This window comes from uncultured Tateyamaria sp., assembly GCF_947503045.1.
GTDB lineage: Bacteria > Pseudomonadota > Alphaproteobacteria > Rhodobacterales > Rhodobacteraceae > Tateyamaria.
Map to the genome: position 1 here is coordinate 109,089 of NZ_CANNCF010000004.1, position 26,476 is coordinate 135,564.

General features: G+C 61.0%; 21 protein-coding genes and 1 pseudogene. 11 read left to right on the forward strand and 11 right to left on the reverse strand.

Translation table 11 applies throughout. The features are described from left to right. Positions 1 to 15: 15 nt before the first annotated feature. The 6 genes from queA (at position 16) to uvrA (ending at position 8,804) form a co-directional block, all read left to right on the forward strand. A complete protein-coding gene (gene queA, locus Q1A89_RS16780; RefSeq protein ID WP_299730924.1) occupies positions 16 to 1,092 on the forward strand; it encodes a tRNA preQ1(34) S-adenosylmethionine ribosyltransferase-isomerase QueA in 1,077 nt (358 codons plus the stop codon). A 74-nt stretch (positions 1,093 to 1,166) separates the two neighbouring features. After that, positions 1,167 to 2,435: an MFS transporter gene (locus Q1A89_RS16785; protein ID WP_299730927.1), complete on the forward strand. Its 1,269-nt coding sequence runs from the start codon at positions 1,167 to 1,169 to the stop codon at positions 2,433 to 2,435. Between the two features lie 81 nt (positions 2,436 to 2,516). Continuing rightward, positions 2,517 to 3,098: a DUF924 family protein gene (locus Q1A89_RS16790; protein ID WP_299730930.1), complete on the forward strand. Its 582-nt coding sequence runs from the start codon at positions 2,517 to 2,519 to the stop codon at positions 3,096 to 3,098. A gap of 123 nt (positions 3,099 to 3,221) precedes the next feature. After that, positions 3,222 to 4,619 carry a dihydrolipoyl dehydrogenase gene (lpdA, locus tag Q1A89_RS16795; RefSeq protein ID WP_299730933.1) on the forward strand — a complete coding sequence of 466 codons (1,398 nt, stop codon included), beginning with the start codon at positions 3,222 to 3,224 and terminating at the stop codon, positions 4,617 to 4,619. A gap of 44 nt (positions 4,620 to 4,663) precedes the next feature. Continuing rightward, positions 4,664 to 5,818: an MFS transporter gene (locus Q1A89_RS16800; protein WP_299730936.1), complete on the forward strand. Its 1,155-nt coding sequence runs from the start codon at positions 4,664 to 4,666 to the stop codon at positions 5,816 to 5,818. Between the two features lie 103 nt (positions 5,819 to 5,921). Next, positions 5,922 to 8,804 carry an excinuclease ABC subunit UvrA gene (gene uvrA, locus Q1A89_RS16805; RefSeq protein WP_299731948.1) on the forward strand — a complete coding sequence of 961 codons (2,883 nt, stop codon included), beginning with the start codon at positions 5,922 to 5,924 and terminating at the stop codon, positions 8,802 to 8,804. A 16-nt stretch (positions 8,805 to 8,820) separates the two neighbouring features. On the opposite strand, the gene Q1A89_RS16810 is transcribed toward uvrA, so the two are convergent. The 5 genes and pseudogenes from Q1A89_RS16810 to Q1A89_RS16825 form a co-directional block, all read right to left on the reverse strand. Beyond that, on the reverse strand, positions 8,821 to 10,059 hold the full coding sequence (locus Q1A89_RS16810) for an EAL domain-containing protein (RefSeq protein ID WP_299730939.1): 1,239 nt from the start codon (positions 10,057 to 10,059) through the stop codon (positions 8,821 to 8,823). 80 nt (positions 10,060 to 10,139) lie between these two features. Then, positions 10,140 to 11,012, reverse strand: coding sequence for a 3-hydroxyisobutyrate dehydrogenase (mmsB, locus tag Q1A89_RS23525; protein WP_366524509.1), 873 nt, complete (start codon positions 11,010 to 11,012; stop codon positions 10,140 to 10,142). Between the two features lie 42 nt (positions 11,013 to 11,054). After that, a pseudogene (locus tag Q1A89_RS23530) lies at positions 11,055 to 12,053 on the reverse strand (enoyl-CoA hydratase/isomerase family protein); the annotation flags it as partial. Next, on the reverse strand, positions 12,050 to 12,400 hold the full coding sequence (locus tag Q1A89_RS16820) for a RidA family protein (RefSeq protein ID WP_299730945.1): 351 nt from the start codon (positions 12,398 to 12,400) through the stop codon (positions 12,050 to 12,052). The gene Q1A89_RS16820 and the pseudogene Q1A89_RS23530, both read right to left, overlap by 4 nt. Beyond that, positions 12,397 to 13,539, reverse strand: a complete 1,143-nt coding sequence (locus Q1A89_RS16825; protein ID WP_299730949.1) for an acyl-CoA dehydrogenase family protein — start codon at positions 13,537 to 13,539, stop codon at positions 12,397 to 12,399. The genes Q1A89_RS16820 and Q1A89_RS16825 overlap by 4 nt, the downstream gene beginning before the upstream one ends. Before the next feature lie 367 nt (positions 13,540 to 13,906). Between Q1A89_RS16825 and Q1A89_RS16830 the strand changes: the two genes are divergently transcribed. Further along, complete coding sequence (locus tag Q1A89_RS16830) at positions 13,907 to 14,467, forward strand: VPLPA-CTERM sorting domain-containing protein (RefSeq protein WP_299730952.1); 561 nt, start codon at positions 13,907 to 13,909, stop codon at positions 14,465 to 14,467. Between the two features lie 77 nt (positions 14,468 to 14,544). Here Q1A89_RS16830 and Q1A89_RS16835 read toward each other — a convergent pair whose 3' ends face one another. Next, positions 14,545 to 16,044 carry a CoA-acylating methylmalonate-semialdehyde dehydrogenase gene (locus Q1A89_RS16835; protein ID WP_299730955.1) on the reverse strand — a complete coding sequence of 500 codons (1,500 nt, stop codon included), beginning with the start codon at positions 16,042 to 16,044 and terminating at the stop codon, positions 14,545 to 14,547. Between the two features lie 205 nt (positions 16,045 to 16,249). Between Q1A89_RS16835 and Q1A89_RS16840 the strand changes: the two genes are divergently transcribed. The 3 genes from Q1A89_RS16840 to coaD all read left to right on the forward strand — a co-directional run bounded on the left by Q1A89_RS16840 (position 16,250) and on the right by coaD (position 18,411). Beyond that, on the forward strand, positions 16,250 to 17,173 hold the full coding sequence (locus tag Q1A89_RS16840) for a LysR family transcriptional regulator (protein ID WP_299730958.1): 924 nt from the start codon (positions 16,250 to 16,252) through the stop codon (positions 17,171 to 17,173). Positions 17,174 to 17,381: 208 nt separating this feature from the next. Continuing rightward, positions 17,382 to 17,816, forward strand: coding sequence for a CBS domain-containing protein (locus Q1A89_RS16845; protein WP_299730961.1), 435 nt, complete (start codon positions 17,382 to 17,384; stop codon positions 17,814 to 17,816). Between the two features lie 94 nt (positions 17,817 to 17,910). Beyond that, a complete protein-coding gene (coaD, locus tag Q1A89_RS16850) occupies positions 17,911 to 18,411 on the forward strand; it encodes a pantetheine-phosphate adenylyltransferase (RefSeq protein WP_299730963.1) in 501 nt (166 codons plus the stop codon). Here coaD and Q1A89_RS16855 read toward each other — a convergent pair. The 4 genes from Q1A89_RS16855 to gap (Q1A89_RS16870) form a co-directional block, all read right to left on the reverse strand. Continuing rightward, positions 18,408 to 19,427, reverse strand: a complete 1,020-nt coding sequence (locus tag Q1A89_RS16855; protein ID WP_299730965.1) for a GSU2403 family nucleotidyltransferase fold protein — start codon at positions 19,425 to 19,427, stop codon at positions 18,408 to 18,410. The genes coaD and Q1A89_RS16855 overlap by 4 nt on opposite strands. A 1,182-nt stretch (positions 19,428 to 20,609) precedes the next feature. Then, positions 20,610 to 21,614, reverse strand: a complete 1,005-nt coding sequence (gene gap / locus Q1A89_RS16860; RefSeq protein WP_299730968.1) for a type I glyceraldehyde-3-phosphate dehydrogenase — start codon at positions 21,612 to 21,614, stop codon at positions 20,610 to 20,612. Positions 21,615 to 21,736: 122 nt separating this feature from the next. Continuing rightward, positions 21,737 to 21,880, reverse strand: coding sequence for a hypothetical protein (locus Q1A89_RS16865; RefSeq protein ID WP_299730971.1), 144 nt, complete (start codon positions 21,878 to 21,880; stop codon positions 21,737 to 21,739). Between the two features lie 64 nt (positions 21,881 to 21,944). Then, positions 21,945 to 22,976 carry a type I glyceraldehyde-3-phosphate dehydrogenase gene (gap, locus tag Q1A89_RS16870; protein ID WP_299730973.1) on the reverse strand — a complete coding sequence of 344 codons (1,032 nt, stop codon included), beginning with the start codon at positions 22,974 to 22,976 and terminating at the stop codon, positions 21,945 to 21,947. Between the two features lie 205 nt (positions 22,977 to 23,181). Here gap (Q1A89_RS16870) and Q1A89_RS16875 point away from each other — a divergent pair, with 205 nt between their 5' ends. Next, a complete protein-coding gene (locus Q1A89_RS16875) occupies positions 23,182 to 24,138 on the forward strand; it encodes a DUF808 domain-containing protein (protein WP_299730976.1) in 957 nt (318 codons plus the stop codon). Between the two features lie 187 nt (positions 24,139 to 24,325). On the opposite strand, the gene tkt is transcribed toward Q1A89_RS16875, so the two are convergent. Continuing rightward, positions 24,326 to 26,341 carry a transketolase gene (gene tkt / locus Q1A89_RS16880; RefSeq protein WP_299730978.1) on the reverse strand — a complete coding sequence of 672 codons (2,016 nt, stop codon included), beginning with the start codon at positions 26,339 to 26,341 and terminating at the stop codon, positions 24,326 to 24,328. Positions 26,342 to 26,476: the final 135 nt, after the last annotated feature.

Below are 26,476 nucleotides of genomic sequence, written 5' to 3' on the forward strand. Positions count from 1 at the left end.
GATAGAGCGCGGCCCATGAAACTGAGCGATTTCGACTTTGATCTGCCCGACGATCTGATTGCAACGCGGCCCGCCGTGCCGCGTTCTTCCGCGCGGCTGCTGGTGGCGCAGGGCGATGCGATCCATGACCAGCGGGTGACCGACCTTGTGGACTGGCTGGCCCACGGTGATCTGCTGGTGCTGAACGACACGCGCGTGATCCCCGCACGCCTGTTTGGCACCCGTGCGCGCACCTCGACCCAAGGCGACACCACCGCCCGGATCGAGGTCACGCTGCTCGAGCCGCGCAGCGACGGCACATGGTCCGCACTGGTCAAGCCACTAAAGAAGGTCAAGCCGGGCGAAGAGGTGGTCTTTTCCCCCGACCTGTCCGCCACGCTGACCGGCACAAGCGACGGGCAGGGGCATTTGCTGTTCAACCTTTCGGGCGACGATTTTGACGCCGCTCTGGCCGAGGCCGGGGCGATGCCATTGCCGCCCTATATCGCGGCCAAGCGGGCGGCGGATGCGCAGGACAAGGTGGACTATCAGACCGTCTGGGCGCGCAACAGCGGTGCAGTCGCGGCGCCCACCGCCTCTCTGCATTTCGATGATGCGTTGCTGGCAGCCCTGCGCGCGCGTGGGGTCGAGATGACTTATGTGACCCTGCATGTGGGGGCCGGCACGTTCCTGCCGGTCAAGGTCGATGATGTGACCACCCACAAGATGCATGCCGAATGGGGACAGGTGAGCGCGCAGGCCGCGCGCGACATTCACGCGGCCAAGGACCAGGGCGCGCGGGTGATTCCTGTCGGCACCACCGCGCTGCGCCTGATCGAGACCATGGCGCGCGATGGCGGGATTGCACCGTGGGAGGGGGAGACGGATATCTTTATCTACCCCGGCTTCGAATTCGCCGTGACGGACGGGCTGATGACAAATTTTCACCTGCCCAGATCGACGCTGATGATGCTGGTCTCGGCCCTGATGGGGCAGGACCGGGTGCGGCTCATCTATGATCACGCCGTGCAGGGGCGCTATCGGTTTTTCTCTTATGGGGATGCGTCGCTCTTGCTGCCCAATGGGGCGGCATCCCTCAAAACCGACGACTAAGTGTCGTATAGGACGCCGACAGGGGCTAACGTCCATGACAGCCCCGTCCTGGCAGCCCAACAAGGAGAGCGCACATGGTTCAAGTTCTGAAAAGCGCATGGGCGCTCTTGCTGGGCATGTGCCTGTTGATGGTGGGCAACGGGATGCAGGGCACATTGCTTGGCATCCGGGGCGAGATCGAAGGGTTCTCGACCTTCGAGATGTCCATCGTCATGTCGGCCTATTTCGCGGGCTTTCTGGGCGGCAGCCGCATGGCGCCTCTTATGATCAAGCGGGTGGGGCATGTGCGGGTGTTCGCGGCCCTTGCCTCGCTGATTTCGGCGGTCATCATCCTCTATCCGACATTTACCAATCCGTGGGTCTGGGCCATCGGTCGGATCGTGATTGGCTACGGGTTTTCCGCCGTTTACGTCACCGCCGAAAGCTGGCTCAACAATGCCGCTGACAACTCCAACCGGGGCAAGGCGCTGTCGCTTTACATGATCGTGCAGACGCTTGGGATCGTGGCAAGCCAGGCCTTGCTGCTGACCGCCGACCCTTCAGGCTTTGTCCTGTTCGTGATTCCTTCGGTGCTGGTGTCGATTGCGATCACGCCGATTCTGCTCTCGATCAGCCCCACACCGGCCTTTGACACCACCAAACCGATGACCTTGCGCCGGCTTGCGATCACATCGCCGCTGGGCTGTTTCGGCATGTTCATGCTGGGGGGCGTGTTTTCGGCGCAGTTCGGGATGTCGGCGGTCTACGGGGCGCAGGTGGGGCTGAGCGTGGCGCAAATCTCGACCTTCGTGGCGACGTTCTTTGTCGGCTCGGTTCTGTTGCAATACCCGATCGGCTGGATTTCGGACCGTATGGACCGGCGCGTGCTGATCATCATCGTGTCGGCGATCGGTGCTGTGGGATCGCTGGTGGGATACCTTTTTGGCCCGAATTTCAACATGCTGCTGGCCACCGCCTTTGTGGTCGGGGGCATGTCAAATCCGCTTTATTCACTGCTGATTGCGCATACCAATGACTTTCTCGAACACGAGGACATGGCCGCGGCCTCGGGGGGCATGATCTTTATCAACGGGCTGGGTGCGGTCTTTGGCCCGCTGATCGTGGGCGCGTGGATGGAGCGTGCGGGGCCGTCTGCCTTTTACATGTTCACGGCTGTGCTGTTCATCATACTGGCCGGATATGCCGGATACCGCTCGATCCGGCGCGGTGCGCGGACGGTCGAGGATACGGGCGTTTACGTGGCCATCGGGCAGGGCTATGCGACACCCTATTCCATGGAAATTGCCCAAGAATACGCCATCAGCACGGAACAGGCCGGAGATGACGGCGATAAGACTGCATAATGTTGTATTTCGTGATTGGGTGCGTACTTAACAATTGTGTAACGATTCAAAATACGGGGCATGGGAACAGGAGTGAATACCATGGTAGGTCCGGACGATGTGTTGGGATTTTGGTTGGATGAGTGCGGTCCGGAACAGTGGTACGCACTGGATGATGCGTTGGACGACACCATACGCAAGCGTTTTGGACAGGCATGGCAGGGGGCGACCGAAGGGCAATATGCGCTTTGGCTGACCTATCCAAGCGGCGTGTTGGCCTATGTCATTCTGACGGATCAGTTTTCGCGCAACATGTTCCGGGGTGATGCCAAGGCCTTTTCGACCGATTGCGCGGCGCGGGCCGCCGCAAAAATGGCGATCGACAAGGAATGGGACATGCGTATTGACGCCCCCGCCCGCCAGTTCTTTTACATGCCGCTTGAGCATTCCGAAAACCTGAGCGATCAGGACCGCGCCGTGCGGCTGATCAGCGAACGGATGAGAACGGATGCCGATGGCTTGCTGCACGCGCGCGCACATCGCGAGATCATCCGCCAGTTTGGCCGCTTTCCCTTCCGCAACGAAGTGCTCGGGCGCAAGAGCACATCGGCGGAACTGGCCTTTCTCGAGAGTGGCGGATACGGCGCGATGCTGCGCCGATTTCAGCCCTCCGCAGCCGCCTGATCAAGGCTGCGCGATCGTGCGCAGCCGTCCATGTCGATGTGTCGCGCAATGTCGCGTTGAGGTCGCGCCCGAATTGGTTTAACGGTAAACTAATTCTGACACGAGCTTGGCGAGGACAGTGATATGGCAGCGAAATCCTTTGACGTGGTGGTGGTTGGATCGGGCCCCGGTGGCTATGTGGCGGCCATTCGTGCAGCCCAGCTGGGTCTGAGCACCTGCGTTGTGGAACGTGAGCACCTTGGCGGCATCTGCCTCAACTGGGGCTGTATTCCGACCAAGGCGATGCTGCGCTCTTCCGAAGTCTTTCACCTCATGCACCGCGCCAAGGAATTTGGCCTGAAGGCGGACAATGTCGGCTATGATCTCGACGCCGTGGTCAAACGCTCGCGTCAGGTGGCCGGGCAATTGTCGAGCGGCATCGGCCATCTGCTGAAGAAGAACAAGGTGACGGTGATCATGGGTGAGGGGACCATCCCCGCCAAGGGCCGCGTGTCCGTCAAAACCGAGAAGGGCACCGAAGAGGTTACAGCCAAGCACATCATCCTCGCCACCGGCGCGCGCGCCCGCGAACTGCCGGGGCTTGAGGCGGACGGCGATCTGGTCTGGACCTACAAGGCGGCGTTGACCCCGAAACGCATGCCGAAAAAGCTGCTGGTCATCGGGTCTGGCGCCATCGGCATCGAATTTGCCAGCTTTTACAACACGCTGGGGGCTGACACCACCGTCGTCGAAGTCATGGACCGCGTACTGCCCGTCGAGGATGAAGAGATCTCGGCCTTCGCCAAGAAGTCATTCGAAAAGCAGGGCATGAAGATCATGCAAAAGGCGATGGTCAAGCAGCTTGACCGCGCCAAGGGCAAGGTCACCGCCCATATCGAAGTGGGCGGCAAGGTCGAAAAGCACGACTTTGACACGGTGATTTCCGCGGTCGGCATCGTCGGCAATGTCGAGGGGCTGGGGCTGGAGGCGCTTGGCGTCAAGATCGACCGCACCCACGTGATCACGGACGAATATTGCCGCACCGGTGTCGACGGGGTCTATGCCATCGGCGATATCGCGGGCGCACCGTGGCTGGCCCACAAGGCCTCGCACGAGGGGGTCATGGTGGCCGAGTTGATCGCGGGCAAGAATGACGTCCACCCGATCAAACCCAACTCCATTGCAGGCTGCACCTATTGTCACCCGCAGGTCGCCTCCGTTGGCCTGTCCGAGGCCAAGGCGAAAGAGGCCGGATATTCCGTCAAGGTCGGCAAGTTCCCCTTTATCGGCAATGGCAAGGCCATCGCTTTGGGCGAGCCCGAGGGACTGATTAAAACCGTGTTCGACGCCAAAACCGGCGAGCTTTTGGGCGCCCACATGATCGGGGCCGAAGTCACCGAATTGATCCAGGGCTATGTGGTGGGCCAGGCGCTCGAAACCACCGAAGAAGACCTGATGCACACCGTCTTCCCGCACCCGACGCTGAGCGAGATGATGCACGAATCCGTGCTCGACGCCTACGACCGCGTCATCCACATGTAGGTCCCGCGCTTGCAGCCCCCGCCGTTCCGGCGTAGCGGGGGCATATGTCCGAGCGCACCAACTTCCCCCTCGTTTTTGTCCTCTGGGGCGCGGGCCTTGGCGCGGCCGGTCAATATGCCAAGATCAGCGTGATCTTTGACCAATTGGGCGACGTGTACCCGGACGCGGGCACGGCCCTTGGGTTCATCGTCTCGCTTGTTGGTTTTGTCGGCATCATCCTCGGCGTTGTCGCCGGGCTGGTGGTCGCGCGCATCCGTTATCGGCGCGCGATGCTTTGGGCGCTGTGGGCCGGGGCGGGGGTGTCGCTGTTTCAGGCGCTCTTGCCTGCGCTGCCGCTGATGCTGGCCAGCCGCGTGATCGAGGGGATGTCGCATCTGGCCATCGTCGTCGCCGCCCCGACGCTCATCTCGCAACTCAGCACGGACCGGCACCGTGGCTTTACCCTCACCTTGTGGAGCACGTTTTTCGGCGTCGCTTTTACCGTGCTTGTCGCCCTTGGCCTGCCCCTGGTCGAGGCGGGCGGGCTGCCTGCGCTGTTCATCGCGCATGGCATCTGGATGGCCGTCTTTGCCGTGGTGCTGACACTGTTCCTGCGCCCGCTCGAACTGCCATCCGAAGGCCGGTTGTCACTGCGCGGCATCCTGCGCGATCACGTCACCATCTACCGCTCGCCCACCATTGCGGCTCCGGGGGCAGGTTGGCTGTTTTACACCTTTTGCTTTCTCGCCATCCTGACCGTGCTGCCGCCCTATATTGCGCCGGACTGGCGGGCCTGGGTGATGGGGGCGATGCCGCTTGTGTCCATCGCGGTGTCCATGACGCTGGGGGTGGCGGCGCTGCGGTTGATCAGCGCGGTTGCGCTGGTCCAGATCGGTTTTGCCGCCTGTGTCGCATCGCTGTTCTGGCTGCTGGCGATGCCGGGCTTTCCGGCGGCCTGCCTTGCGCTGGCGGGTGCGCTGGGGCTGGTGCAGGGGGCGACGTTTGCCGCAATCCCGCAGTTGAATCAGACCGCCGCTACTCAATCCCAATCCTACGGCGCTCTGGCGCAAACCGGCAATCTGGGCAACACGCTGGGCACGCCCGCGCTGCTCGCGATTCTGGGAGTTGCGGGCTATCCCGGGCTGATCTGGACGTCCATTCTGGTGCTCTCAACCGGCTTTGGCGTGCATGCGTGGATGGCGGCGCGGCGGCGCCACTGACATCGCGTGTCAGTAACGCGCATGTTCACGCCATGTTCTCATTTTTCCATTGGCGCTGCCGCGCTGCTGGCCTATGTACAAAGTGTTAATCGGGGGGCTGATCATGGCCGAGCAAAAGAACATCGAGGTGCGCGGCGCGCGCGAGCATAACCTCAAATCCATCGACGTGGATATTCCGCGCGACCAACTGGTTGTGATCACTGGGCTTTCCGGGTCGGGCAAGTCGTCGCTGGCCTTCGATACGATCTATGCAGAGGGACAGCGCCGCTATGTCGAATCCCTGTCGGCCTATGCCCGCCAGTTCCTCGACATGATGCAGAAACCTGATGTGGATCACATCACCGGCCTGTCACCCGCCATTTCGATCGAGCAAAAGACAACGTCGAAAAACCCCCGCTCGACCGTTGGCACGGTTACCGAGATCTACGACTACATGCGGCTGCTGTTCGCGCGGGTCGGCACGCCTTACTCCCCCGAGACGGGCAAGCCCATCGAGGCGCAGCAGGTGCAGGACATGGTGGACCGGATCATGGCGCTGGAAGAGGGCACACGCGCCTATCTGCTCGCCCCGATCATCCGCGACCGCAAGGGTGAATACCGCAAGGAATTCATAGAGCTGCGCAAACAAGGCTTCCAGCGGGTCAAGGTCGACGGCACCTTCTACGAACTCGATGAACCACCCACACTCGACAAGAAATTTCGCCATGACATCGACGTGGTGGTGGACCGCATCGTGGTGCGCGAGGGGCTGGAAACGCGGTTGGCGGACTCGTTGCGCACCGCTCTGGACCTTGCCGACGGGATCGCCGTTCTTGAGACGGCTCCGGCGGAGGGTGACGCCGAGCGGATGACGTTCTCGGAAAAATTCGCCTGTCCGGTCAGTGGCTTCACAATCCCAGAGATCGAGCCGCGGCTGTTCTCCTTCAACGCGCCCTTCGGGGCCTGTCCAACCTGTGACGGGCTGGGGCAAGAGCTGTTCTTTGACGAGCGCCTTGTCGTGCCGGATCAGAACCTCAAAATCTATGACGGGGCGCTGGCCCCGTGGCGCAAGGGCAAGTCACCCTATTTCCTGCAGACCATCGAAGCCATTGCGAAACATTACGAATTCGACCAGCAGACCAAGTGGAAAGACCTGCCCGCCTTTGTGCAGCAGGTGTTTCTCTATGGCTCGGGTGAGGAAGAAATTCCGTTTCGCTATGACGAGGGCGGCCGCGTCTATCAGGTGACCCGCGTGTTCGAGGGTGTGATCCCCAACATGGAACGCCGCTATCGCGAGACGGATTCGAACTGGATCCGCGAAGAATTCGAGCGCTATCAGAACAACCGTCCCTGCGGTGCATGCGAGGGCTATCGCCTGCGCCCCGAGGCGCTCGCGGTCAAGATCGGCCCGGCGGGTGATCCGGATCATCTGCTGCATGCAGGTCAGGTGGTGCAGATGTCGATCCGCGAGGCGTTCGACTGGTGCTCGGCTGTGCCCGAACATCTGACGGTGCAGAAAAACGAGATTGCGCGGGCGATCCTCAAGGAGATTCGTGAACGTCTTGGGTTTCTGAATAATGTTGGATTGGAATATCTTACGCTGTCACGTTCAAGTGGTACATTAAGTGGTGGCGAAAGCCAGCGCATCCGTCTGGCTTCGCAAATCGGCTCCGGATTGACGGGCGTTCTCTATGTGCTGGACGAACCCTCCATCGGTTTGCACCAGCGCGACAATGATCGGCTGCTCGGCACACTCAAGAACCTGCGTGATCAGGGCAATACTGTGATCGTCGTCGAACATGACGAAGAAGCGATCCGAGAAGCAGATTACGTGTTCGACATCGGCCCCGGCGCAGGCGTGCATGGCGGCGAAGTTGTGGCCCACGGCACCCCGGCTCAAGTCATCGCCAGCGGCTCGATCACCGGGGACTACCTGTCCGGCAAGCGCGAAATTCCGGTGCCCGCCACACGGCGCAAGGGCAAGAAGGGCAACAAGAAGGTGACGGTGGTCAAGGCCACCGGGAACAACCTGCAAAACGTCACGGCGGATTTCCCGCTGGGCAAATTTGTCTGCGTGACGGGCGTGTCGGGCGGGGGCAAATCGACGCTCACGATTGAGACGCTGTTCAAGACCGCCTCGATGCGCCTCAACGGCGCGCGCCAGACCCCGGCGCCCTGTGAAACCATCAAGGGGCTCGAACATCTGGACAAGGTCATCGACATCGATCAGCGCCCCATCGGGCGCACGCCACGCAGCAACCCTGCGACATATACGGGCGCCTTCACCCCGATCCGCGACTGGTTTGCCGGGCTGCCCGAATCCAAGGCGCGCGGGTACAAACCCGGGCGTTTTTCGTTCAACGTCAAGGGCGGGCGCTGCGAGGCGTGTCAGGGCGACGGTGTCATCAAGATCGAGATGCACTTTCTGCCGGACGTCTACGTGGAATGCGAAACCTGCAAAGGCGCGCGCTACAACCGCGAAACGCTCGAGATCAAGTTCAAGGGCAAGTCCATCGCGGATGTGCTGAACATGACCGTCGAGGATGCGCAGGGTTTCTTTCAGGCGGTGCCGACGATCCGGGAAAAGATGGACGCGCTGATGCGGGTGGGCCTTGGCTATATCAAGGTCGGCCAGCAGGCCACGACCCTGTCGGGGGGCGAGGCGCAGCGGGTCAAGCTGTCAAAAGAGCTCTCCAAACGCTCCACCGGTCGCACGCTTTATATTCTGGACGAGCCGACAACCGGCCTGCATTTTGAGGATGTGCGCAAGCTGTTGGAAGTGCTGCATGAACTGGTCGACCAGGGCAATTCGGTGATTGTCATTGAGCACAACCTTGATGTGGTCAAAACCGCTGACTGGATCATCGATATTGGTCCCGAGGGTGGCGATGGCGGGGGCCGTGTAGTGGCCACCGGCACACCCGAGGCGGTCGCCGAAGTTGAGGAAAGCCATACAGGCCACTACCTCAAATCGATGTTGTCAGCGCGAAAAGTGGCGGCGGAATAAGGCGTGGGCCGGCGTTTCAGGCGCTGGCCTGACCGTCTTCTTCCGCAAACCAATTGACGGCTGTTTCCAGATCGCTGGGACGGCCAAGGAAATAGCCTTGCGCCAGCGGCACACCGAGGCCCGTCAATGTGTCCAGTTCCTCGCCGGTTTCGATTCCTTCGGCCACGATGTCGGCGCCTATTTCGCGGGCAAAGCTGACAAGTGCGGCGCCCAGCGAACGGCGCACCACGCTGGTGTCGATCTGCGCGGTGAGTGAGATATCGAGTTTGATAATGTCGGGATGCAGGCGCACGATGTGCTGCAGGCCCGCATATCCAGCGCCCGCATCGTCAATCGCCAGCCGCACGCCGCGAAAGCGCAAGACATCCAGTTCTTTCAACAGCTTGTCGTAGTCGGCGACCATCGAATGTTCGGTGACCTCCAGCACAATGCGTTCGGCAGGCCAGGGCATCAGTACGTCGGCAAGCGCGCCGGACGCCACCGTATCGGGGGAGGAGTTGACCGAGACATAGACGTTGTCCGGCAGGTGATCGAGCGCCTTGAGCGCTGCTTCTATCAGGCAGACTTCGAGTTCCTGTTGCAGACCCGCCTGCCGCGCCTCGTCGATCCACACATTTGGTGGGCGGTAGGGATCAGAGCGAAAGCGGCACAGCGATTCAAATCCCTTGGGTTTGCGGGTGCGCGCATCCATGATCGGCTGGTAGACGATGTCGAAGTCCTTGTCCTCGATCATCGACAGCGTCTGGTTGCGCAATGTCATTGAGGTGTGGTGCTGTGTCAGGCGGTTATTGACCTGCTCGCCCGAGATCGCCGCAAAGGCGCGCATCACATCAAGATCACGCAGGTTCAGATCTGCGCGGCTTTGGCGGCTGAGGCAGCAGAACATGCCATAGGGTGTTCCGTCTGCGCGCAGGATCGGGATGCTCACATGGCTTTTGATCGGGATCGCGTGGGTCACGTCGATGGTCTGGCACAGCGGCTCTGCGCTGGTGTCCTGGATCAGTTCGGGCAGCCGCCCTTCGAGGATGTGGCGGCAATAGGCGGCCTCGAGCGGCATCTTGTCGCCCGCGCTCACAACCGCCTCAAAGCCGGGGGCGTCGACAGCGCGGAACACCAGATCATCCTCAACAAATTCGGACAGATAGGCGATTTCCATGCCCAGATGTTCGCGCACGAAACGCAAGGATGCATCAATGGTTTCGTCCGCAACCAACGCAACCTTTTGCGCGGCAGCCAGCAAATGTGCATCTTCCATGGGCCGTGATGGTGGCATCTGCATTCCCCGAATCATATGTGCGGGGTGCAGGATCGGCCAGAGGCGTTAAAGAAGTGCTTTTAGCTGCGCGACCGCGCCGCAAAGCGGGGCAGCATGGCGCTGAAATCGCGCCCTTTTCCGCCCTCGTCTTCGACAAAGGTCCGGTACAGTTCAAGCGCGCGCGCGCCCATCGGCGTGTCGGCATCGACTGTTTCGGCCGCTTGCTGGCTAAGTCCTAGGTCTTTCAGCATTAATTCGGCCGCAAAGCCCGGTTTGTAGTCATTGTCCGCCGGGCTTTCGGGGCCTATCCCGGGGGCTGGGCAGTAGGTATTCATGGACCAGCTAAAGCCCGAAGACGTGCTGACCACATCGAACATCTTTTGCCGCTCGAGCCCCAGTTTGTCGGCCAGCGCAAAGGCCTCGCAGGTGGCAATCATCGTCGCGCCAAGGATCATGTTGTTGCAAATCTTGGCGGCCTGCCCGGCGCCCGCATCGCCGCAATGTACCGCCTTTTGGCCCATGATCTCGAACAGTGGTTCAGCCTTGGCAAAGGCTGCTGCATTTCCGCCCGCCATGAAGGTCAGCGTGCCCGCAGCGGCCCCGCCGATGCCACCCGAAACGGGCGCGTCGACGCACAGAATGCCTGCCGCGTCGGCCTGGGCGGCGACGGCACGCGCGCTGTCCACATCAACGGTTGAGCAGTCGATAAGCGTTGTGCCAGCACCCATGGCCGGGATGACTTCGTCCGCGACGGCGCGCAGGATCGCGCCATTGGGCAGCATGGTGATCACGATGTCGGCGCCTTCGGCGGCTTGCGTCGCCGATGCGGCGGTGTGCACCCCTTCGGGCGGGACGTTGGCGATGTCGAACCCCGTCACCTCATGGCCCGCCTTGACCAGATTGGCCGCCATCGGCGCACCCATATTGCCCAGTCCCACAAATCCGATCTTCATCCCCGTTCCTCCCAATTTCAGTGCCATTTTTCCAAGCGGCATCAACATCTTGCTGACGGCGGTGGCGGGCACTTTGCCATCGGCGAACTGCCATTGCGGGGCGCGGTCCTTGTCGATGATGGCGGCGCGAATGCCTTCGAGGAAATCGCCATGCTCCATCGCCCGCGCGGTAAAGCGGTACTCAAGATCAAGCGCCTTTTCCAGCGTCAGGCTGGGCCCGCGCAGACGGGTCAGCGCCTCGATGGTGCAGGCCATGGACAGGGGACTGTTGCGGCCCATCAACTTGAGGGTGGTGCGGGCGAAATCGCTGTCTTCGCCGCGCAAGGTGGTCAGGACATCGCCCAAAGAGGCGCCGTGAAAGTGGCGGTCGATATCGCCCATCTGGACAGAGATCGGGCCGGGGGCCGGGGGTGTGGCTGCGGCCTCAAGGTGGCTGGGGTCGCCGGTTGCTTCAAGTTGCGCGATCAGGGCAGACCATTGCGCCTCTGGGATGTAGAGGTCTGCAAAGCCAGCGAAAATCGCATCGCCCGCATTCATCCGCGCCGCTGTGGTGCCCAGATATTCGCCCATACGCCCGGGCGCGAGGGCGAGCATCAGCGAGCCGCCCACATCCGGCAGCAAGCCAATGCCACATTCGGGCATGGCGATCTGGGACGTGTCACCCACCACCCGGTGCGAGCCGTGACAGCCGATGCCGACCCCGCCGCCCATGGTGAAGCCTTGCAGGAAACTGACCACAGGCTTGGGGAACTGGAAAATCTTGTGGTTCAGGCGATATTCATCGGCCCAGAATTTCTGGCCATAGGCAAAGTCGCCCGCCATGCCGGTGGCATAAAGTTCGGCAATGTCCCCGCCGGAGCAAAAGGCGCGATCCCCTTCGGCGTCGAACACCACCACATCGACATTCGGATCGTTGCGCCACGCATCAAAGGCGCGCTCGATGGCCGTGCACATCTCGTAGGTCATCGCGTTGAGCGCTTGCGGGCGCTGCAAGGTGATCCGGCCCGCGCGCCCGGTGATGCGGATGGAGATGTCGCTCATGACTGGGCCGCCGTGCAAATGATTTCGATGCCGTATCCTTCACCGCCCAATGGCGCTTGGCAACAGGCGCGGGCAGGGGCGGTGCCCGGTGATATCCATGCATCCCAGATGGCATTCACCGTGTCATAATCCGCAATATCGGCGAGCCAGATTGTGAACGTCAAAAGCCGTGTCTTGTCAGAGCCTGCGCGGTTCAACAGATCCTCGATCCGGTGCAACGCCTCGCGGGTCTGATCCGCAATGGGGGCAAAGGCAGTGCCGCATTGCCCGGCCAGATAGACGGTGTTGCCATGGACCACGGCCTGGCTCATTCGCGTGCCAATGTCGAGCCGAGTGATGTCGCTCATCGGTTCTTCAACATGTCACGCGCCACGATCACGCGCATGATCTCGTTTGTGCCTTCGAGAATCTGATGCACACGCAGATCGCGCACCAGTTTTTCGATGCCGTAATCGGAGAGGTAGCCGTAGCCGCCATGCAGTTGCAGGCACTGATCCACGACCTTGCTGCCCGTCTCGGTCACGAATTTCTTGGCCATTGCGCAGAACTTGGTGGCATCCGGGCTGCCCTGGTCCAGCTTCCACGCCGCCTGGCGCAAAAAGGTGCGCGCGGCCTGCAATTCGATCTCCATATCCGCAAGGCGCCATTGCAGCCCCTGGAACTGGTCAATGGGTTGGCCGAACGCCTTTCGTTCACCCATATAAGCGAGGGTGGACTTCAGGGCCGTCTGTGCAGCCCCAAGCGAACAGGCGGCAATGTTCAGACGTCCTCCATCCAGCCCCATCATCGCATATTTGAAACCTTGACCCTCTTCTCCGATCAGATTGGCGGCCGAAATGTTGCAATTGTCGAATTGGACCTGCGCCGTGGGTTGACTGCGCCAGCCCATCTTTTCTTCCAATGCGCCAAAGCTCAGCCCCTCCGTGCCGTCCTCGACATAGACAGTGGACACGCCCTTGGGCCCGTCCTCGCCCGTGCGCACCATGCAGACATAGGCATCGGAATAACCGCCACCCGAGATGAACGCCTTTGTGCCGTTCAGCACGTATCCCTCGTTGGTGCGCTCGGCGCGGGTGCGCAGGGCCGCAGCGTCCGAGCCTGAGCCGGGTTCGGTCAGACAATAGCTCAGCACCGTCTCCATGCTCAGCACGCGCGGCATCACGCGGGTCTTGAGATCGTCGCTGGCGAAGGTGTCGATCATCTTGGCGCACATGTTGTGGATCGACAAAAAGGCGGCAACGGACGGGCAGGCCATGCTGAGGGCCTCAAAGACCAGCGTCGCATCCAACCGGGTCAACCCCGCGCCCCCGGCCTCTTCGGAGACGTAAAGAGAGGCAAAGCCAAGCGCACCAACCTCGGGCCACAACTCTTTGGGGATGGTGCCAGCCGCCTCCCAGGCGCGGGCATGGGGGGCGATCTGGTCTGCGCCAAAGGCGTGGGCCATGTCGAAAATCGACACCTGTTCTTCTGTCAGCGCGAAATCCATGCATCCTCCCGACTTTGGGTGGAATATGGCACGTTCGGTTCGGAAAGAAACACCCATATCTGTGGGTGCCAGCGCCCGTTTGGCCGCAGGCGATTCGCTTGGATCTACGGCAGCGTGCCACCATTGGTAGAAAGACCAGTGAACAATTTCGCCAAGTTGCCTTGATTGGAAGCAATCACCGTAAAATTTTCGACCCCTGCGGGAATTGCGGCAGGATTGTGCGGTTTTTGTGTTTCGTTGTGGATATGTCTGCTAAAAATATGTCGCGTCGCCGCCTGTCGCCCGATGCCACAGCATTTCAGTGGACTCCCGGGGGGCTCAATTTTTTTGGGTCGGCCTGTTCTGCGCATAAAGAGTGGATTTACAAATGATGACGTTGATAAAAACCTTTGCAATTACCACCGTGCTCGCAGCGAGCATGGTCCTGACCGGTGGAACCGCACGTGCTGCGGTCATTCATGACCTGCCCAAAGTGACCCCCGCGACCGAAGCCAACGAACTGGCGCAGGTCATGGCCGCGCTTGGCGTGATGAACCTGATCACGCTTGGTCGCGTCGACGCCGGGAATATCGCACTCGGCACGAGCTCGTCCGATGCCGGAATCGGGCTCGAATTGGACTTCAACTTCACAAACGCGTCGTTCAGTGGCGGGGAGCCTGTTTCTGCAGGCGGCAATATCGTCAGCCCCGGCCATACGTTGACTGCGGTGTTGTTGGTCGATGGCGATGTGTCGAGCCTGTGGTATGACAACGACTTTGCAAACATGAACATCATCGAGAACGGAACCAAGGTGAAAGGCATCAGCCACGTGTCATATTTTGGTGTGCTCGACGCCACGCCCGTGCCGTTGCCTGCTGCGGGTTGGTTGCTGCTTGGCGCCTTTGGCGGGATGAGTGTTATCCGTCGGCGGAAGGCCAAAACCACCTGAACCGGGTCGATTTGTGCAATCAGTAGGGGCGCGGTCCAGCCAGACCGCGCCCCTTTTTGTGTTCTGGCCCTGCGCCCTTATTCCATGACCGGAATAGAGAACTCGCCACCTTCCTTGATGCCCGAGGGCCAGCGCGCCGTCACGGTTTTGGTCCGGGTGTAGAATTTAAACGCATCCGGCCCATGCTGGTTCAGATCGCCAAACACCGATTTCTTCCAGCCGCCAAAGGTGTGATAGGCCAGCGGCACCGGGATTGGCACGTTGATGCCCACCATGCCGACATTGACGCGGTTGGCAAAGTCGCGCGCCGCATCACCGTCACGGGTAAAGATCGCGGTGCCGTTGCCATATTCATGATCCATGGCCAGGCCGGTCGCCTCTTCATAGCTTTGCGCACGCACGGTGGTCAGAACGGGGCCAAAGATTTCCTGTTTGTAGATATCCATGTCCTTGGTGGCGTGATCAAAAAGGTGCGGGCCAATGAAATAACCGTCCTCATAGCCCTGCAGATTAAAGTTGCGCCCATCCACAACCAGTTTCGCGCCCTGATCGATCCCGGACTGCACCAGCCGCTCGATATTGGCCTTGGCGGCGGCCGTGACCACGGGGCCATAGTCGACGTCATTGCCAGCGGTGTAGGGGCCCACCTTCAGCTTTTCGATGCGGGGCACCAGTTTCTCGATCAGGCGGTCTGCAGTCTCGTCCCCGACAGGGACGGCCACGGAAATCGCCATGCAGCGTTCACCCGCCGCACCATATCCCGCACCAATCAGCGCGTCCGCGGCTTGATCCATATCCGCGTCGGGCATGACGATCATGTGGTTCTTGGCACCGCCAAAGCATTGCACACGTTTGCCGTTCGCACAGCCCGTGGCGTAGATGTATTCCGCAATCGGGGTCGAGCCGACAAAGCCGATGGATTGCACAACGTCATTGTGCAGGATCGCGTCCACTGCTTCCTTGTCGCCGTTCACCACCTGCAGGATGCCCTTGGGCAGGCCCGCCTCTTCCATCAGTTCCGCCAGCATCAGGGGCACGGATGGATCACGTTCTGAGGGTTTGAGGATAAAGGCGTTGCCGCAGGCGATGGCCGGGGCAAACATCCACATCGGGATCATGGCGGGGAAGTTGAACGGCGTGATCCCGGCGGTGACCCCAAGGGCCTGACGCATGGAATACATGTCGATGCCGGGGCCCGCGCTGTCGGTATATTCGCCTTTCAACAGGTGCGGCGCGCCGATGCAATATTCGACCACTTCCAGCCCGCGCTGCACGTCGCCAGCGGCATCCGGAAGGGTCTTGCCGTGCTCGCGGGACAGGGCCTCGGCCAGCTTGTCCATGTCGCGGTTCAACAAGTCCACGAATTTCATCATCACCCGCGCGCGGCGCTGCGGGTTGACGGCGGCCCACGCGGGCTGCGCCTTGGCGGCAAGTTCGACCGCTTGCGCGACTTCGTCCGTTGAGGCCAGCGGCACCTTGGCCTGAACCTCACCCGTGGCCGGGTTCATCACATCGGCAAAACGCCCGGATGTGCCTTTGATATGGGCGCCGTTGATATAGTGGGTCAGTTCTTGCATGGCTTGCTCCTCTGCGCTGGGTCACGCGGATCTGGGGTGGGTGGAGCGCATCACAAGCTCCGGATTGTGGGCAGGATAGTCTTGCAAAATGCGCGGTAAAAGGGGCAACTGGCCAAAATCATTTTGCATTTTTGCATGATGAGGCAGTTTGCAAATACGTGCAGGTCTATTTGCAAACTTTGGTAAGAGACTGAAAAGGCTGTATATGCATACAGATTGGGACGACATTCGACTGTTTCTGGCCGTCGCGCGGGCCGAGACGCTGACGGCGGCCAGCAAGGTGGTGCGACTGGATGCGGCAACTTTGGGGCGACGTATTGCGCGATTGGAGCGGACACTCGCGGTGGCGCTGTTCGCCAAGTCTCCGCAAGGCTATGCGCTGACCGAAGCGGGTCAGCGGCTACTGGAACAGGCCGAGGCTGCGGGCGCGATGCTGCATGCCGCCACCGACACGTTGGCCGGGCAGGGTGGGGCCGCGCATCGGGCGGGTGCGGCCTCGCTCAGCGGCCAGATCCGGGTGGGCGCACCGGATGGCTGTGCGAACTATTTGCTGCCGCAGGTCTGTGCCCAACTGTCCGAGGCGCATCCCGACCTCGACATCCAGATCGTCGCCTTGCCCCGCGTCTTCAACCTGTCGCGGCGCGAGGCGGACCTGGCCATTGGCGTCAGCGCGCCCACGGCAGGGCGGCTGACAGTGCAGCGGATCACCGATTACAAACTGCATTTCGCGGCAAGCACGCGCTATCTCGAATCGGCCGCGCCGATCAACACACTGGCCGATCTCGCCGCGCACCGGATCGTTGGCTACATCCCCGACATGATCTTTGACCGCGAGCTGGACTATCTGGCCGGTGCGGGCGTGGCGCGGGTGGCGTTGGCGTCCAACTCGGTCTCGGTCCAACTGAACCTGTTGCGCCAAGGTGGCGGGGTCGGCGTGGTGCATGATTTCGCGCTCGAGGCGGCCCCGGACATGCGCCGCGTTCTGACGGAACACTTCTCGCTCAGGCGCAGTTTCTTCCTGATCCGCCCCGCAGCCGAGCCGGGACAGGCAAGGATGAGCCGATTTGCCGAGCTTCTGGTGCAAGGCGTGAAGGCAGAGGTAGCGCGGCTGGAAAAGAGTGCCGTTTGATTCTGTGAAATCGGCAATAGCGATTTAAAATCAGCAGTCTACAGCGCGAACCTAAGGTCAGAAATATATGCACCCCCCCCAACCACAACCCCATTCCTGCTCGGAATTCAATCACAGATTGTTGCCCCAAAACGCCCTGATGGCTTGACAGAGTGCCCTTCGCGACCTGACGCTGCATAAACGATCTTCACAATCCAGGGAGGCCCGCATGCTTGTGCACCAAATTCTCAAATCCAAATCAGATGATGCGGTTGTCACGGTATCTCCCGGCACCAAGGTCAGTGAGGCGGTCAAGATCCTGGCGGAGCGCAAGATCGGGACGGTTGTCGTCTCGGGCGACGGGCACACGGCGGACGGCATCCTGTCCGAACGCGACGTCGTGCGTGTGCTGGCGCAGCGGGGCGGGGCGATCCTGCAGGACCCGGTGGAACAGTACATGACGGCCAAGCTTGTGACCTGCACCCGCGAGGACAAGGCCGACGCGGTGCTGCAGATGATGACCGATGGGCGCTTCCGTCACATGCCGGTGCTTGAGGGCAACCAACTGGTCGGCCTGATCACCCTTGGCGATGTGGTCAAGGCGCGGCTGACCGAACTGGCCATGGAGAAAAACGCGCTGGAAGGCATGATCATGGGCCACTGACGGGCCCGTGTTCCGGCACCGTCATTCACCGGCTTGCAATTCACGGCCCGCTTTGTAGGGTTCAAGCGCAATACCTCTTCCGCAGGAGCGCCCCATGCGCATCGGCCTCTATCCCGGCACGTTCGACCCCATCACGCTGGGACATATGGATATCATCCGACGCGCAAGCCCCATGGTGGACCGTCTGGTGATCGGTGTCGCCATCAACCGCGACAAGGGGCCGCTGTTTTCGCTGGAAGAGCGCGTGGCCATGATCGAGGCCGAATGCGCCAAGCTGAGCGACCAGACCGGCACCGAAATCGTCGCCCATCCCTTTGACAACCTGCTGATCGACTGTGCCCGCGATGTGGGTGCCCAGATCATCGTGCGCGGCCTGCGGGCCGTGGCCGATTTCGAGTATGAATTCCAGATGGTTGGCATGAACCGCAAGCTGGATGACAGCATCGAGACGGTGTTTCTGATGGCCGAGGCCGAACATCAGGCGATAGCCTCCAAACTGGTCAAGGAAATCGCCCGTCTTGGCGGCGATGTCAGCAAATTCGTGACTCCGCTGGTCAATGATGCGATGCGCCAGCGCTTTGCCAAACAGGCCTAACCAAGCGTTTCCAGCTGTGCCGCCGTGTCGGGCATCCGGGCGAGGCTGGCGTCGATCCGATGGCGCCAGCGCGGCCCTTGCGCGCGGGCGGTCTCGTAGGCTTCGGCCAGATCGTCGGGGCGGTCCTCGGCCAGCACTTTGATCAAAAAGGCGGCCTGCGCGCGGTCCTTGCGCGCCTTGGCCTGGTTGGGCCCCTCGCGCCGCCGATCCGCAACAATCAGCTTGTGAACGGCGTATTTCTCGGGGCGCGGCACCTGCACCAATATGCCCGAACGATAGAGCACAACCGCATGAATAGGCTCGGAAATCAGGTAGTTGAGATAGTTGAGCCCCTGCGCGCTGACCCCAAGGCTGGGCAGTGGTTTGACGGTTTCATCGCCAAATGCGGGTGTCAGGAATTCGACCATGCCGGCGCCGGAACTTTGCCGCCATTTCCAGACCTGACGGTCAAACACCCCCGGCACGGGGTCGAATTTCAGCGCGCTGAGGATGTCATTTGGGTCTTCCTCGATCCGGTCATCCAGCGCGACGGCGAGCCGTTCGAAACTGGCAAAGTCGATATCCTCGGTCCGGGCCAGTTCGTCCGCGTCAAACCGCACCCCCAATTCGCCCTGATAAAGGGCGTAAGCCGCGGTGCCGATCATGGTGCCGCCCAGCCGGAACATGCCCGCGCGCGCAAAGGCGGACAGCATGGATCCGGTGTCGCGGTCGACAGCGATGAACCCTTCGGCGCGCAGGGTGCGGGCGAGGCGGCCCATGGTCTTGCGCCGCGCCTCGCTGTCGGCCTTGAGGTCGGCGGCCCGGTCAAGGCGGTCGCGCAACTCGGGGGTGTCTTCGCCCAGATACCGGCTTTTCATTTCGGTGCCGAGGCGGAATTTGTCATAGAGATAGGTGCGCCCATTTCGCTTGCGCGCCTCAAGGCTGCCGATCAGCGCCGAGGCACGTTCGTCCTGATGCAGGCGCAGCAGATCCTGATAGGCGACTTGTGCGGCGCGGGAATGGGATTGGATGCTCATGTGCATCAAATAATAGTTTGCTGCACATTACGCAAGTGTGCAGCAAAGGATTTGGTGCTGCACATCACGCGCGACTTGGTCATCCGCCCGGAGAAAAGTGCCACGGAATCGGTTTCAATTCAGAAGTACCGGCCTAGCCGATCTTCTTGCAGGTTTTGGCAAAGGGCGGCTTTGAGCCCAAACTTCTTGATGCTGCGGTGTGAGCGAATGTCCACTTTCCTAGATTACTAAGTCGAATTGTCTCAAGGAACGCTTCCTAAGTCGCGCGCTGTGGCTATAGTTTGATTGCGCCACGATGGGTTCACATGAGACGTGGACCGCGACTTTTTGAACTGAGACTTTAGGAACTTATATGAAAAGACTGTTTTTGGTCGCCCTCCCGCTTTTATTATTAGCATCATGCGATGATACGGCGGCCCCAGAAAAAACGAGTGCTGCGCCGGTTGCTGAGGCTACGACTACAAGCCGAGCCACCCCACAAATATCTGATGTGGACGGGCTTTCCTTTCGAGTTCTAGTGGAAGGCGATGGTCAATCCGCGCTCGTTGGCATCCCAACTCAGAGGGGAAGCTATACCGGAAGTGACGTGGAAAGGGCAGCGCAGCAAGTTACGGGTTGCTCGGCAAACATAGTGCCCGGGGAATGGGCCTTTCTCGGAGACCTTAAGCCATTCGAGTTGAGCAATCTTCGCCCAAATGTGAGGCGTCCATTCCCAGCATGGCAGGTAGAACTGAGCTGTTGAGCACAGTTAACCATGCCGACCGAACCTGCCACTAGGGCAGCCGCAGCGAAAGTCCGTTCCGTCCGGCTCAGTGGAATTGAGTCCGGTGCCGCGCCGATCCGGGATATGAGTGGCTGCGTTTTGCATATCCAGACGATCATATGAGTAAAAACCACTGCATCGAGACAAAGCGGCGCGACGTTCCAAAGCGGTCGCCGCTGGAAATATCCTCACGCAAGGAATTTTGCAGTCTGAACCCGCGCCAGGTCAGGATGCGGCCTTACTTGGTCCAAAAACACATCGTTCCGCCGGGACGCGCCGGACGGCATTTCTGAACAAATGCTTAACGCGCCTCTGCAAGCCCTTGAAATCGTTGGAACGCGAAACTGTCCCTTGCGTGGGACACGTGAAAAAGGGCGCCTCGCTGAGACGCACTTGAAACCCGGTTTCAGGTCGGAAATTTACAGGAATTTCCCCATCGCCACGGCAGTATCGCCCATGCGGTTGGAAAAGCCCCATTCGTTGTCATACCAGGTCAGGATGCGGCACATCGTGCCCTCCATCACCTTGGTCTGATCGGTGGCAAAGATGGAAGAGTGCGGGTCATGGTTGAAATCCGAGCTGACCAGCGGCGCGTCGGTAAAGCCGAGCACACCTTTGAGCGGGCCCGCATTGGCGGCCGATTTGATCGCGTCGTTGATCTCTTCGATGCTTGTGGGCCGCGCCGCCTCAAAGGTCAGATCAACCACAGAGACGTTGGGCGTCGGCACGCGGATGGCCACACCGTCCAGCTTGCCCGCCAGTTCCGGCAGCACCAGACCCACGGCCTTGGCCGCACCGGTCGAGGTCGGGATCATCGACAGGGCCGCCGCACGGGCGCGGTAGAGGTCCTTGTGCATCGTATCCAGCGTGGGCTGGTCGCCGGTATAGCTGTGGATCGTGGTCATGAAGCCTTTGATGATGCCGATTTCGCTGTTCAGCACATGGGCGACCGGGGCCAGACAGTTGGTGGTGCAGGACGCGTTGGAGACAACGATGTCGTCCCCCGACAACTGGTCGTGGTTCACGCCGTAAACGATGGTTTTGTCGGCGTCCTTGCCGGGGGCCGAGATCAGCACGCGGCTCGATCCGTTTTCCAGATGCGCCTGGCAGGCCTCTTTCGAGGTGAAGATGCCGGTGCATTCCAGCACGATGTCCACATGGCTCCACGGCAGGTCGGCTGGGTTACGCTCGGCGCTTACCTTGATCGGGCCATTGCCCACATCAATGCTGTCCGCACCGGTTTTGACCTGCACGGGAAAGCGTCCGTGCACGGAATCGTATTGCAGAAGGTGTGCGTTGGTCTCGACGGGCCCGAGGTCATTGATCGCGACCACTTCGATATCGGTGCGCCCGCTTTCCACGATCGCACGCAGCACATTGCGGCCGATGCGGCCAAATCCATTGATTGCAACTTTGATGGCCATGGTCTTTCCATTCTGCTGATTGGTGTCGGTTCAGTCTGAAATGCCCGCGCCCAAGGGGGCAAGCGTCGTTACCGCTAACAAAAGCAAATGCCCCGGATTGTCAACCGGGCAGGGCAGTCACATCAGCGCCAGAATGCCATCCATTCGAGCATGTCGGTGAACTTCTTGCCCAGAAACACCAGGTGTTCGGACCCATAGATCACGACATCGACGCCGATGGCGACGAGGATCAGCAGGGCAAGGATGACGGCGCCGCGATTGGTCATGGGGTCCGGGATGTTGGAACGTGTTGCGTGCCTTGTGCCAGCCCCGCGCGGCCCACGCAAGAGATCAGCCAAGCCGTCCCATGGCGACGGCCACATCGGCCATCCGGGCCGAAAACGCCCATTCGTTGTCATACCACGCCAGCACCCGCACCAGCCGCTTGCCCACAACCTTGGTCTGGTCCGGCGCAAAGATCGACGAATGTTCGGTGTGGTTGAAATCGACCGACACCTTTTGTTCGCCGTCATAGGCCAGCACACGGCCCATCGCGCCATTGGCGGCCTCGGCGACAGCGGCGTTGACCTCGTCGGCACTCACATCGCGCCCCGCGGTAAAGGTCAGATCAACCGCGCTGACATTCGGGGTGGGGACCCGCATCGCGGTCCCGTCCAGCTTGCCTGCAAGATTGGGCAACACCTCACCCAGCGCCTTGGCCGCCCCGGTCGAAGTCGGGATCATCGCCATGGCCGCCGCGCGCGCGCGGTACAGGTCGTCGTGGCGGCGGTCCAGCGTCGGCTGATCGCCGGTATAGCTGTGGATCGTGGTCATGATGCCGCTCTCGATCCCGAAGGCGTCGTCCAGCACCTTGGCCAGCGGGGCCAGACAGTTTGTGGTGCATGACCCGTTCGAAATCATCCGGTCATTGGCGGCCATCTCGTTGTGGTTCACACCAAACACCACCGTCTTGTCGACATTCTTGCCGGGGGCCGACAGCAGAACCTTGCGGGCACCACGCTCCATATGGACTTTGGCCTTGTGGCCGTCATTGAACTTGCCCGTGCATTCCAGCACCACGTCGACGCCGCTCCAGTCGAGTTCGTTCATGTCATAGGTCGACATCATGCGGATCGGACCACGCCCGAGGTCCATTGCGGGCCCGGTGCGGTTGCCATCGAAATTGGCATCGTTGGACACCGTGATCGTGCCGGGAAAGCGTCCGTGGATGCTGTCATAGCGCATGAGGTGCGCCGAGGTTTCCAGCGGGCCGGTGGCGTTGATCGCCACCACGTCGATGTCGTTGCGCAGCGATGTCGCGATGTGGGACAGGGTGCAGCGACCGATCCGGCCAAATCCGTTGATACCAACCTTGATCGTCATTTTACTGCGTCCCTTGCATCACTACTTCATCTCACCCGCGCTTGTGTTAGCCGCGATGCGTGACCATGAGAAGGATAAAAAGGGTCACAAAACAGTATGTTAGCGATAAACGTATGCACAGGTATGCGGTTGGCGCTAACAGTGTACGGAACGATTGGTGCATGTTATGCGCTAACTTAAGACTTTAACGCAGGAGTGGTTCTGGATGAGTGGTTTGCTTGCGCTGTTGGATGACGTTGCGGGAATCGCCAAAGTGGCGGCAGCCAGCGTCGATGATGTGATCGGGCAGGCGGCCAAGGCCGGAGCCAAGGCCGCAGGCGCCGTGATCGACGACGCCGCCGTGACGCCGAAATATGTGCAGGGTTTTGCAGCTGAGCGCGAGTTGCCGATCATCTGGCGCATCACCAAGGGCTCGCTCAAGAACAAGCTGGTGTTCCTGCTGCCTGTGGGCCTGTTGCTTGCCAATTTCGCACCCTGGGCCATTCCGCCGCTGCTCATGCTGGGCGGGGCGTATTTGTGTTTTGAGGGCGCGGAAAAGGTCGCCCATGTGCTGGGCTGGGGCCATGGCCACGAGGATTACGCGGGCAAGGAGACCGAAGAACAGGACCCCGCCCACCTTGAGGAACAAAAGGCAGCAGGCGCGATCAAGACCGACTTTATCCTGTCCGCCGAGATCATGACCATTTCGCTGGCCGCCATTCCCGAAAGCAACTTTTGGTTCGAGGCCGCGACTTTGGCGGCTGTCGCCGTGATGATCACGGTGGCGGTCTATGGTTCGGTCGCGCTGATTGTGAAGGCGGATGATGTGGGTCTTGCGCTGGCCTCGGGTGGCCGTCTGGCCCCCACCCGCGCGCTGGGGCGGGGCATCGTCAAGGTGATGCCCGGTTTCATGAAGATGCTGACCATCGTGGGCACCGCCGCGATGCTGTGGGTTGGCGGGTCAATCATCATTCATGGTCTGGCCGAGATGGGTTGGCACGCACCCGAAGATATCATCTACGGCATTGGCAAGGCCGTCGGCGCCGGGTCAGGCCTGATCGAATGGGCGGTCAAGGCGGGCATCGACGGGGTGCTGGGCCTTGCCGTCGGTTTCCTTTTGATCCCCGTGGGGGAAAAGGTGATCACGCCGATCTGGCGGGCGGTTGTGCCCAAGGCGGCGTGATACCCTTGATCCACTAAGCGCCCCGGAAACCAGCATGTGATCGTCATCCCACGGACTGGTGAGGGGTCGGCGCAGCAATGTCGATTTGCGTATAAACCGATCATTTCCCACGGAACCAATGCCCAAAATCAAAAAAGACCCCCGCAAGGTGCAGGGGTCTGTTCTCAATCACCGTTGTTACCAATCGTCAGATCAGCGCTTTGGCCTTTTCGACCACGTTCGCGGCCGTGATCCCGTATTTCTCGAACAGCACGCCGGCAGGGGCAGAGGCGCCAAAGTCGTCCATGCCGACAAAATCCGCCTTCTTCGCCGAACCACGCTCGCCCAGCAACCATTGATCCCAGCCTTGCCGCACCGCCGCCTCGATCCCGATGCGGACAGGGCCTGCGGGCAGGACCTTACGGCGATAGGCTTCGTCCTGGGCGGCGAACAGTTCCATGCAGGGCATCGATACCACGCGGCAGCCGATCCCGGCGCCTTGCAAAGCCGCGCGGGCATCCATGGCGACGGACACTTCTGACCCGCTCGCGATCAGGATCACCTGCCGTTTGCCTTCCGCCTCAGCCAATACATAGGCGCCTTGGGCGGTCATGTTCTTCAGCTTGTGCTCGGTGCGCACGGTCGGCAGGCCCTGACGGGTCAGGGACAGCACGCTGGGCGTGGCAGTCGAGGACAGCGCCAGTTCCCAGCTTTCGGCGGTTTCCACAGCGTCGGCGGGGCGGAACACATGGGTGTTGGGGGTGGCCCGGCTGATCGCCAGATGTTCGACCGGTTGGTGGGTCGGGCCGTCTTCGCCCAGCCCGATGGAGTCGTGGGTCATCACGAACACGGTCGGGATTTTCATCAGGGCCGCCAGACGCATGGCGGGGCGGGCATAGTCAGTGAAACACATGAATGTGCCGCCATAGGCGCGGATGCCGCCATGCAGCACCATGCCGTTCATGGCCGCCGCCATCCCGTGTTCCCGCACGCCCCAATAGACATAGCGCCCATCGCGGCTGTCCGCGTCGAACACGCCCAGATCAGCGGTCTTGGTGTTGTTGGACCCTGTGAGGTCGGCGGAGCCGCCGATGGTCTCGCTCAGCACCGGGTTCAGCACCTCAAGCGCCTTTTCCGATGCCGCGCGGGTCGCCAGCTTGGGTGCGCTTTCGGCCATCTGTTTCTTGAACGCCTTGACGGTGGCCGACAGTTTCTTGGGCACTTCGCGGGCCATGATCCGGTTGAATTCAGCCTGTTTGCGCCCCGAGACGGAGGCAAAACGCTCTTCCCATGCAGACCGCTCATCGCCGCCGCGTGCACCGATGGCTTCCCATGCGGATTTGACGTCATTGGGCACATCAAAGGGGCCTGTGGTCCAGCCATAGGCGGCCTTGGCGGCGGCCATCTGGTCGGCATCCGTCAGTGCGCCGTGCCCTTTTGAGGTGTCTTGTGCGGCGTGACCCAGCGCGATGTGGGTCTTGCAGGCGATCATGGTGGGCTTGTTCTGTTTCTTGGCCTTGGTGATGGCGGCATCGATGGCCTCGGGGTCGTGGCCGTCGATCTCGATCACCGCCCAGCCTGCGGATTTGAAGCGCTGGGGCTGGTCGGTGGTGTCCGAAAGGGTCACGGGGCCGTCGATGGTGATGTTGTTGTTGTCCCAGAACACGATCAGCTTGCCCAGACGGTAGCGGCCCGCCAGCGTGATCGCCTCCTGGCTCACGCCTTCCATCAGGCAACCGTCGCCTGCGATGACGTATGTATAGTGATCCACCAGCTTTTTGCCGTAATGGGCGCGCAGGGATTCCTCGGCCATCGCAAAGCCAACCGAATTGGCGATGCCCTGACCCAGAGGGCCGGTGGTGGTCTCGATCCCGGCGGCGTGGCCGTATTCCGGATGACCTGCCGTGATCGCACCCCATTGGCGGAAATTCTTGACCTGCTCGAGGGTCATGTCGGCATAGCCCGTCAGGTGCAGCAGCGAATAAAGCAGCATCGATCCATGACCCGCAGACAGGATGAACCGGTCGCGGTCCGGCCAGTTCGGGGCAGAAGCATCGAACTTGAGGTGCTTTTCGAACAGCACTGTGGCGACATCGGCCATCCCCATGGGCATGCCGGAGTGGCCGGAATTCGCCGCAGCAACCGCATCAAGCGTGAGGGCACGGATGGCGGTGGCCTTGGACCAATGGTCGGGATGAGCGGTGCGAAGGGCAGTCAGGTCCACGAGTGCGATATCCTTTGGATCATGAGGTTTTGCGCTGCATATCAGGCAAGAGGCAAAGATCAAGGCGCTCTGACACCTTGTGGGGTGGGCGATCCGGGGGCCCGGTGCATGTGACACATCAATGCCGACCTGCAA

Excerpts from the sequence above, each read along its gene's own strand:
- queA (WP_299730924.1), top strand. The coding sequence starts at position 16 with ATGAAACTGAGCGATTTCGACTTTGATCTGCCCGACGATCTGATTGCA.
- Q1A89_RS16785 (WP_299730927.1), top strand. The coding sequence starts at position 1,167 with ATGGTTCAAGTTCTGAAAAGCGCATGGGCGCTCTTGCTGGGCATGTGC.
- Q1A89_RS16790 (WP_299730930.1), top strand. The coding sequence starts at position 2,517 with ATGGTAGGTCCGGACGATGTGTTGGGATTTTGGTTGGATGAGTGCGGT.
- lpdA (WP_299730933.1), top strand. The coding sequence starts at position 3,222 with ATGGCAGCGAAATCCTTTGACGTGGTGGTGGTTGGATCGGGCCCCGGT.
- Q1A89_RS16800 (WP_299730936.1), top strand. The coding sequence starts at position 4,664 with ATGTCCGAGCGCACCAACTTCCCCCTCGTTTTTGTCCTCTGGGGCGCG.
- uvrA (WP_299731948.1), top strand. The coding sequence starts at position 5,922 with ATGGCCGAGCAAAAGAACATCGAGGTGCGCGGCGCGCGCGAGCATAAC.
- Q1A89_RS16810 (WP_299730939.1), bottom strand. The coding sequence starts at position 10,059 with ATGGAAGATGCACATTTGCTGGCTGCCGCGCAAAAGGTTGCGTTGGTT.
- mmsB (WP_366524509.1), bottom strand. The coding sequence starts at position 11,012 with ATGAAGATCGGATTTGTGGGACTGGGCAATATGGGTGCGCCGATGGCG.
- Q1A89_RS16820 (WP_299730945.1), bottom strand. The coding sequence starts at position 12,400 with ATGAGCGACATCACTCGGCTCGACATTGGCACGCGAATGAGCCAGGCC.
- Q1A89_RS16825 (WP_299730949.1), bottom strand. The coding sequence starts at position 13,539 with ATGGATTTCGCGCTGACAGAAGAACAGGTGTCGATTTTCGACATGGCC.
- Q1A89_RS16830 (WP_299730952.1), top strand. The coding sequence starts at position 13,907 with ATGATGACGTTGATAAAAACCTTTGCAATTACCACCGTGCTCGCAGCG.
- Q1A89_RS16835 (WP_299730955.1), bottom strand. The coding sequence starts at position 16,044 with ATGCAAGAACTGACCCACTATATCAACGGCGCCCATATCAAAGGCACA.
- Q1A89_RS16840 (WP_299730958.1), top strand. The coding sequence starts at position 16,250 with ATGCATACAGATTGGGACGACATTCGACTGTTTCTGGCCGTCGCGCGG.
- Q1A89_RS16845 (WP_299730961.1), top strand. The coding sequence starts at position 17,382 with ATGCTTGTGCACCAAATTCTCAAATCCAAATCAGATGATGCGGTTGTC.
- coaD (WP_299730963.1), top strand. The coding sequence starts at position 17,911 with ATGCGCATCGGCCTCTATCCCGGCACGTTCGACCCCATCACGCTGGGA.
- Q1A89_RS16855 (WP_299730965.1), bottom strand. The coding sequence starts at position 19,427 with ATGAGCATCCAATCCCATTCCCGCGCCGCACAAGTCGCCTATCAGGAT.
- gap (WP_299730968.1), bottom strand. The coding sequence starts at position 21,614 with ATGGCCATCAAAGTTGCAATCAATGGATTTGGCCGCATCGGCCGCAAT.
- Q1A89_RS16865 (WP_299730971.1), bottom strand. The coding sequence starts at position 21,880 with ATGACCAATCGCGGCGCCGTCATCCTTGCCCTGCTGATCCTCGTCGCC.
- gap (WP_299730973.1), bottom strand. The coding sequence starts at position 22,976 with ATGACGATCAAGGTTGGTATCAACGGATTTGGCCGGATCGGTCGCTGC.
- Q1A89_RS16875 (WP_299730976.1), top strand. The coding sequence starts at position 23,182 with ATGAGTGGTTTGCTTGCGCTGTTGGATGACGTTGCGGGAATCGCCAAA.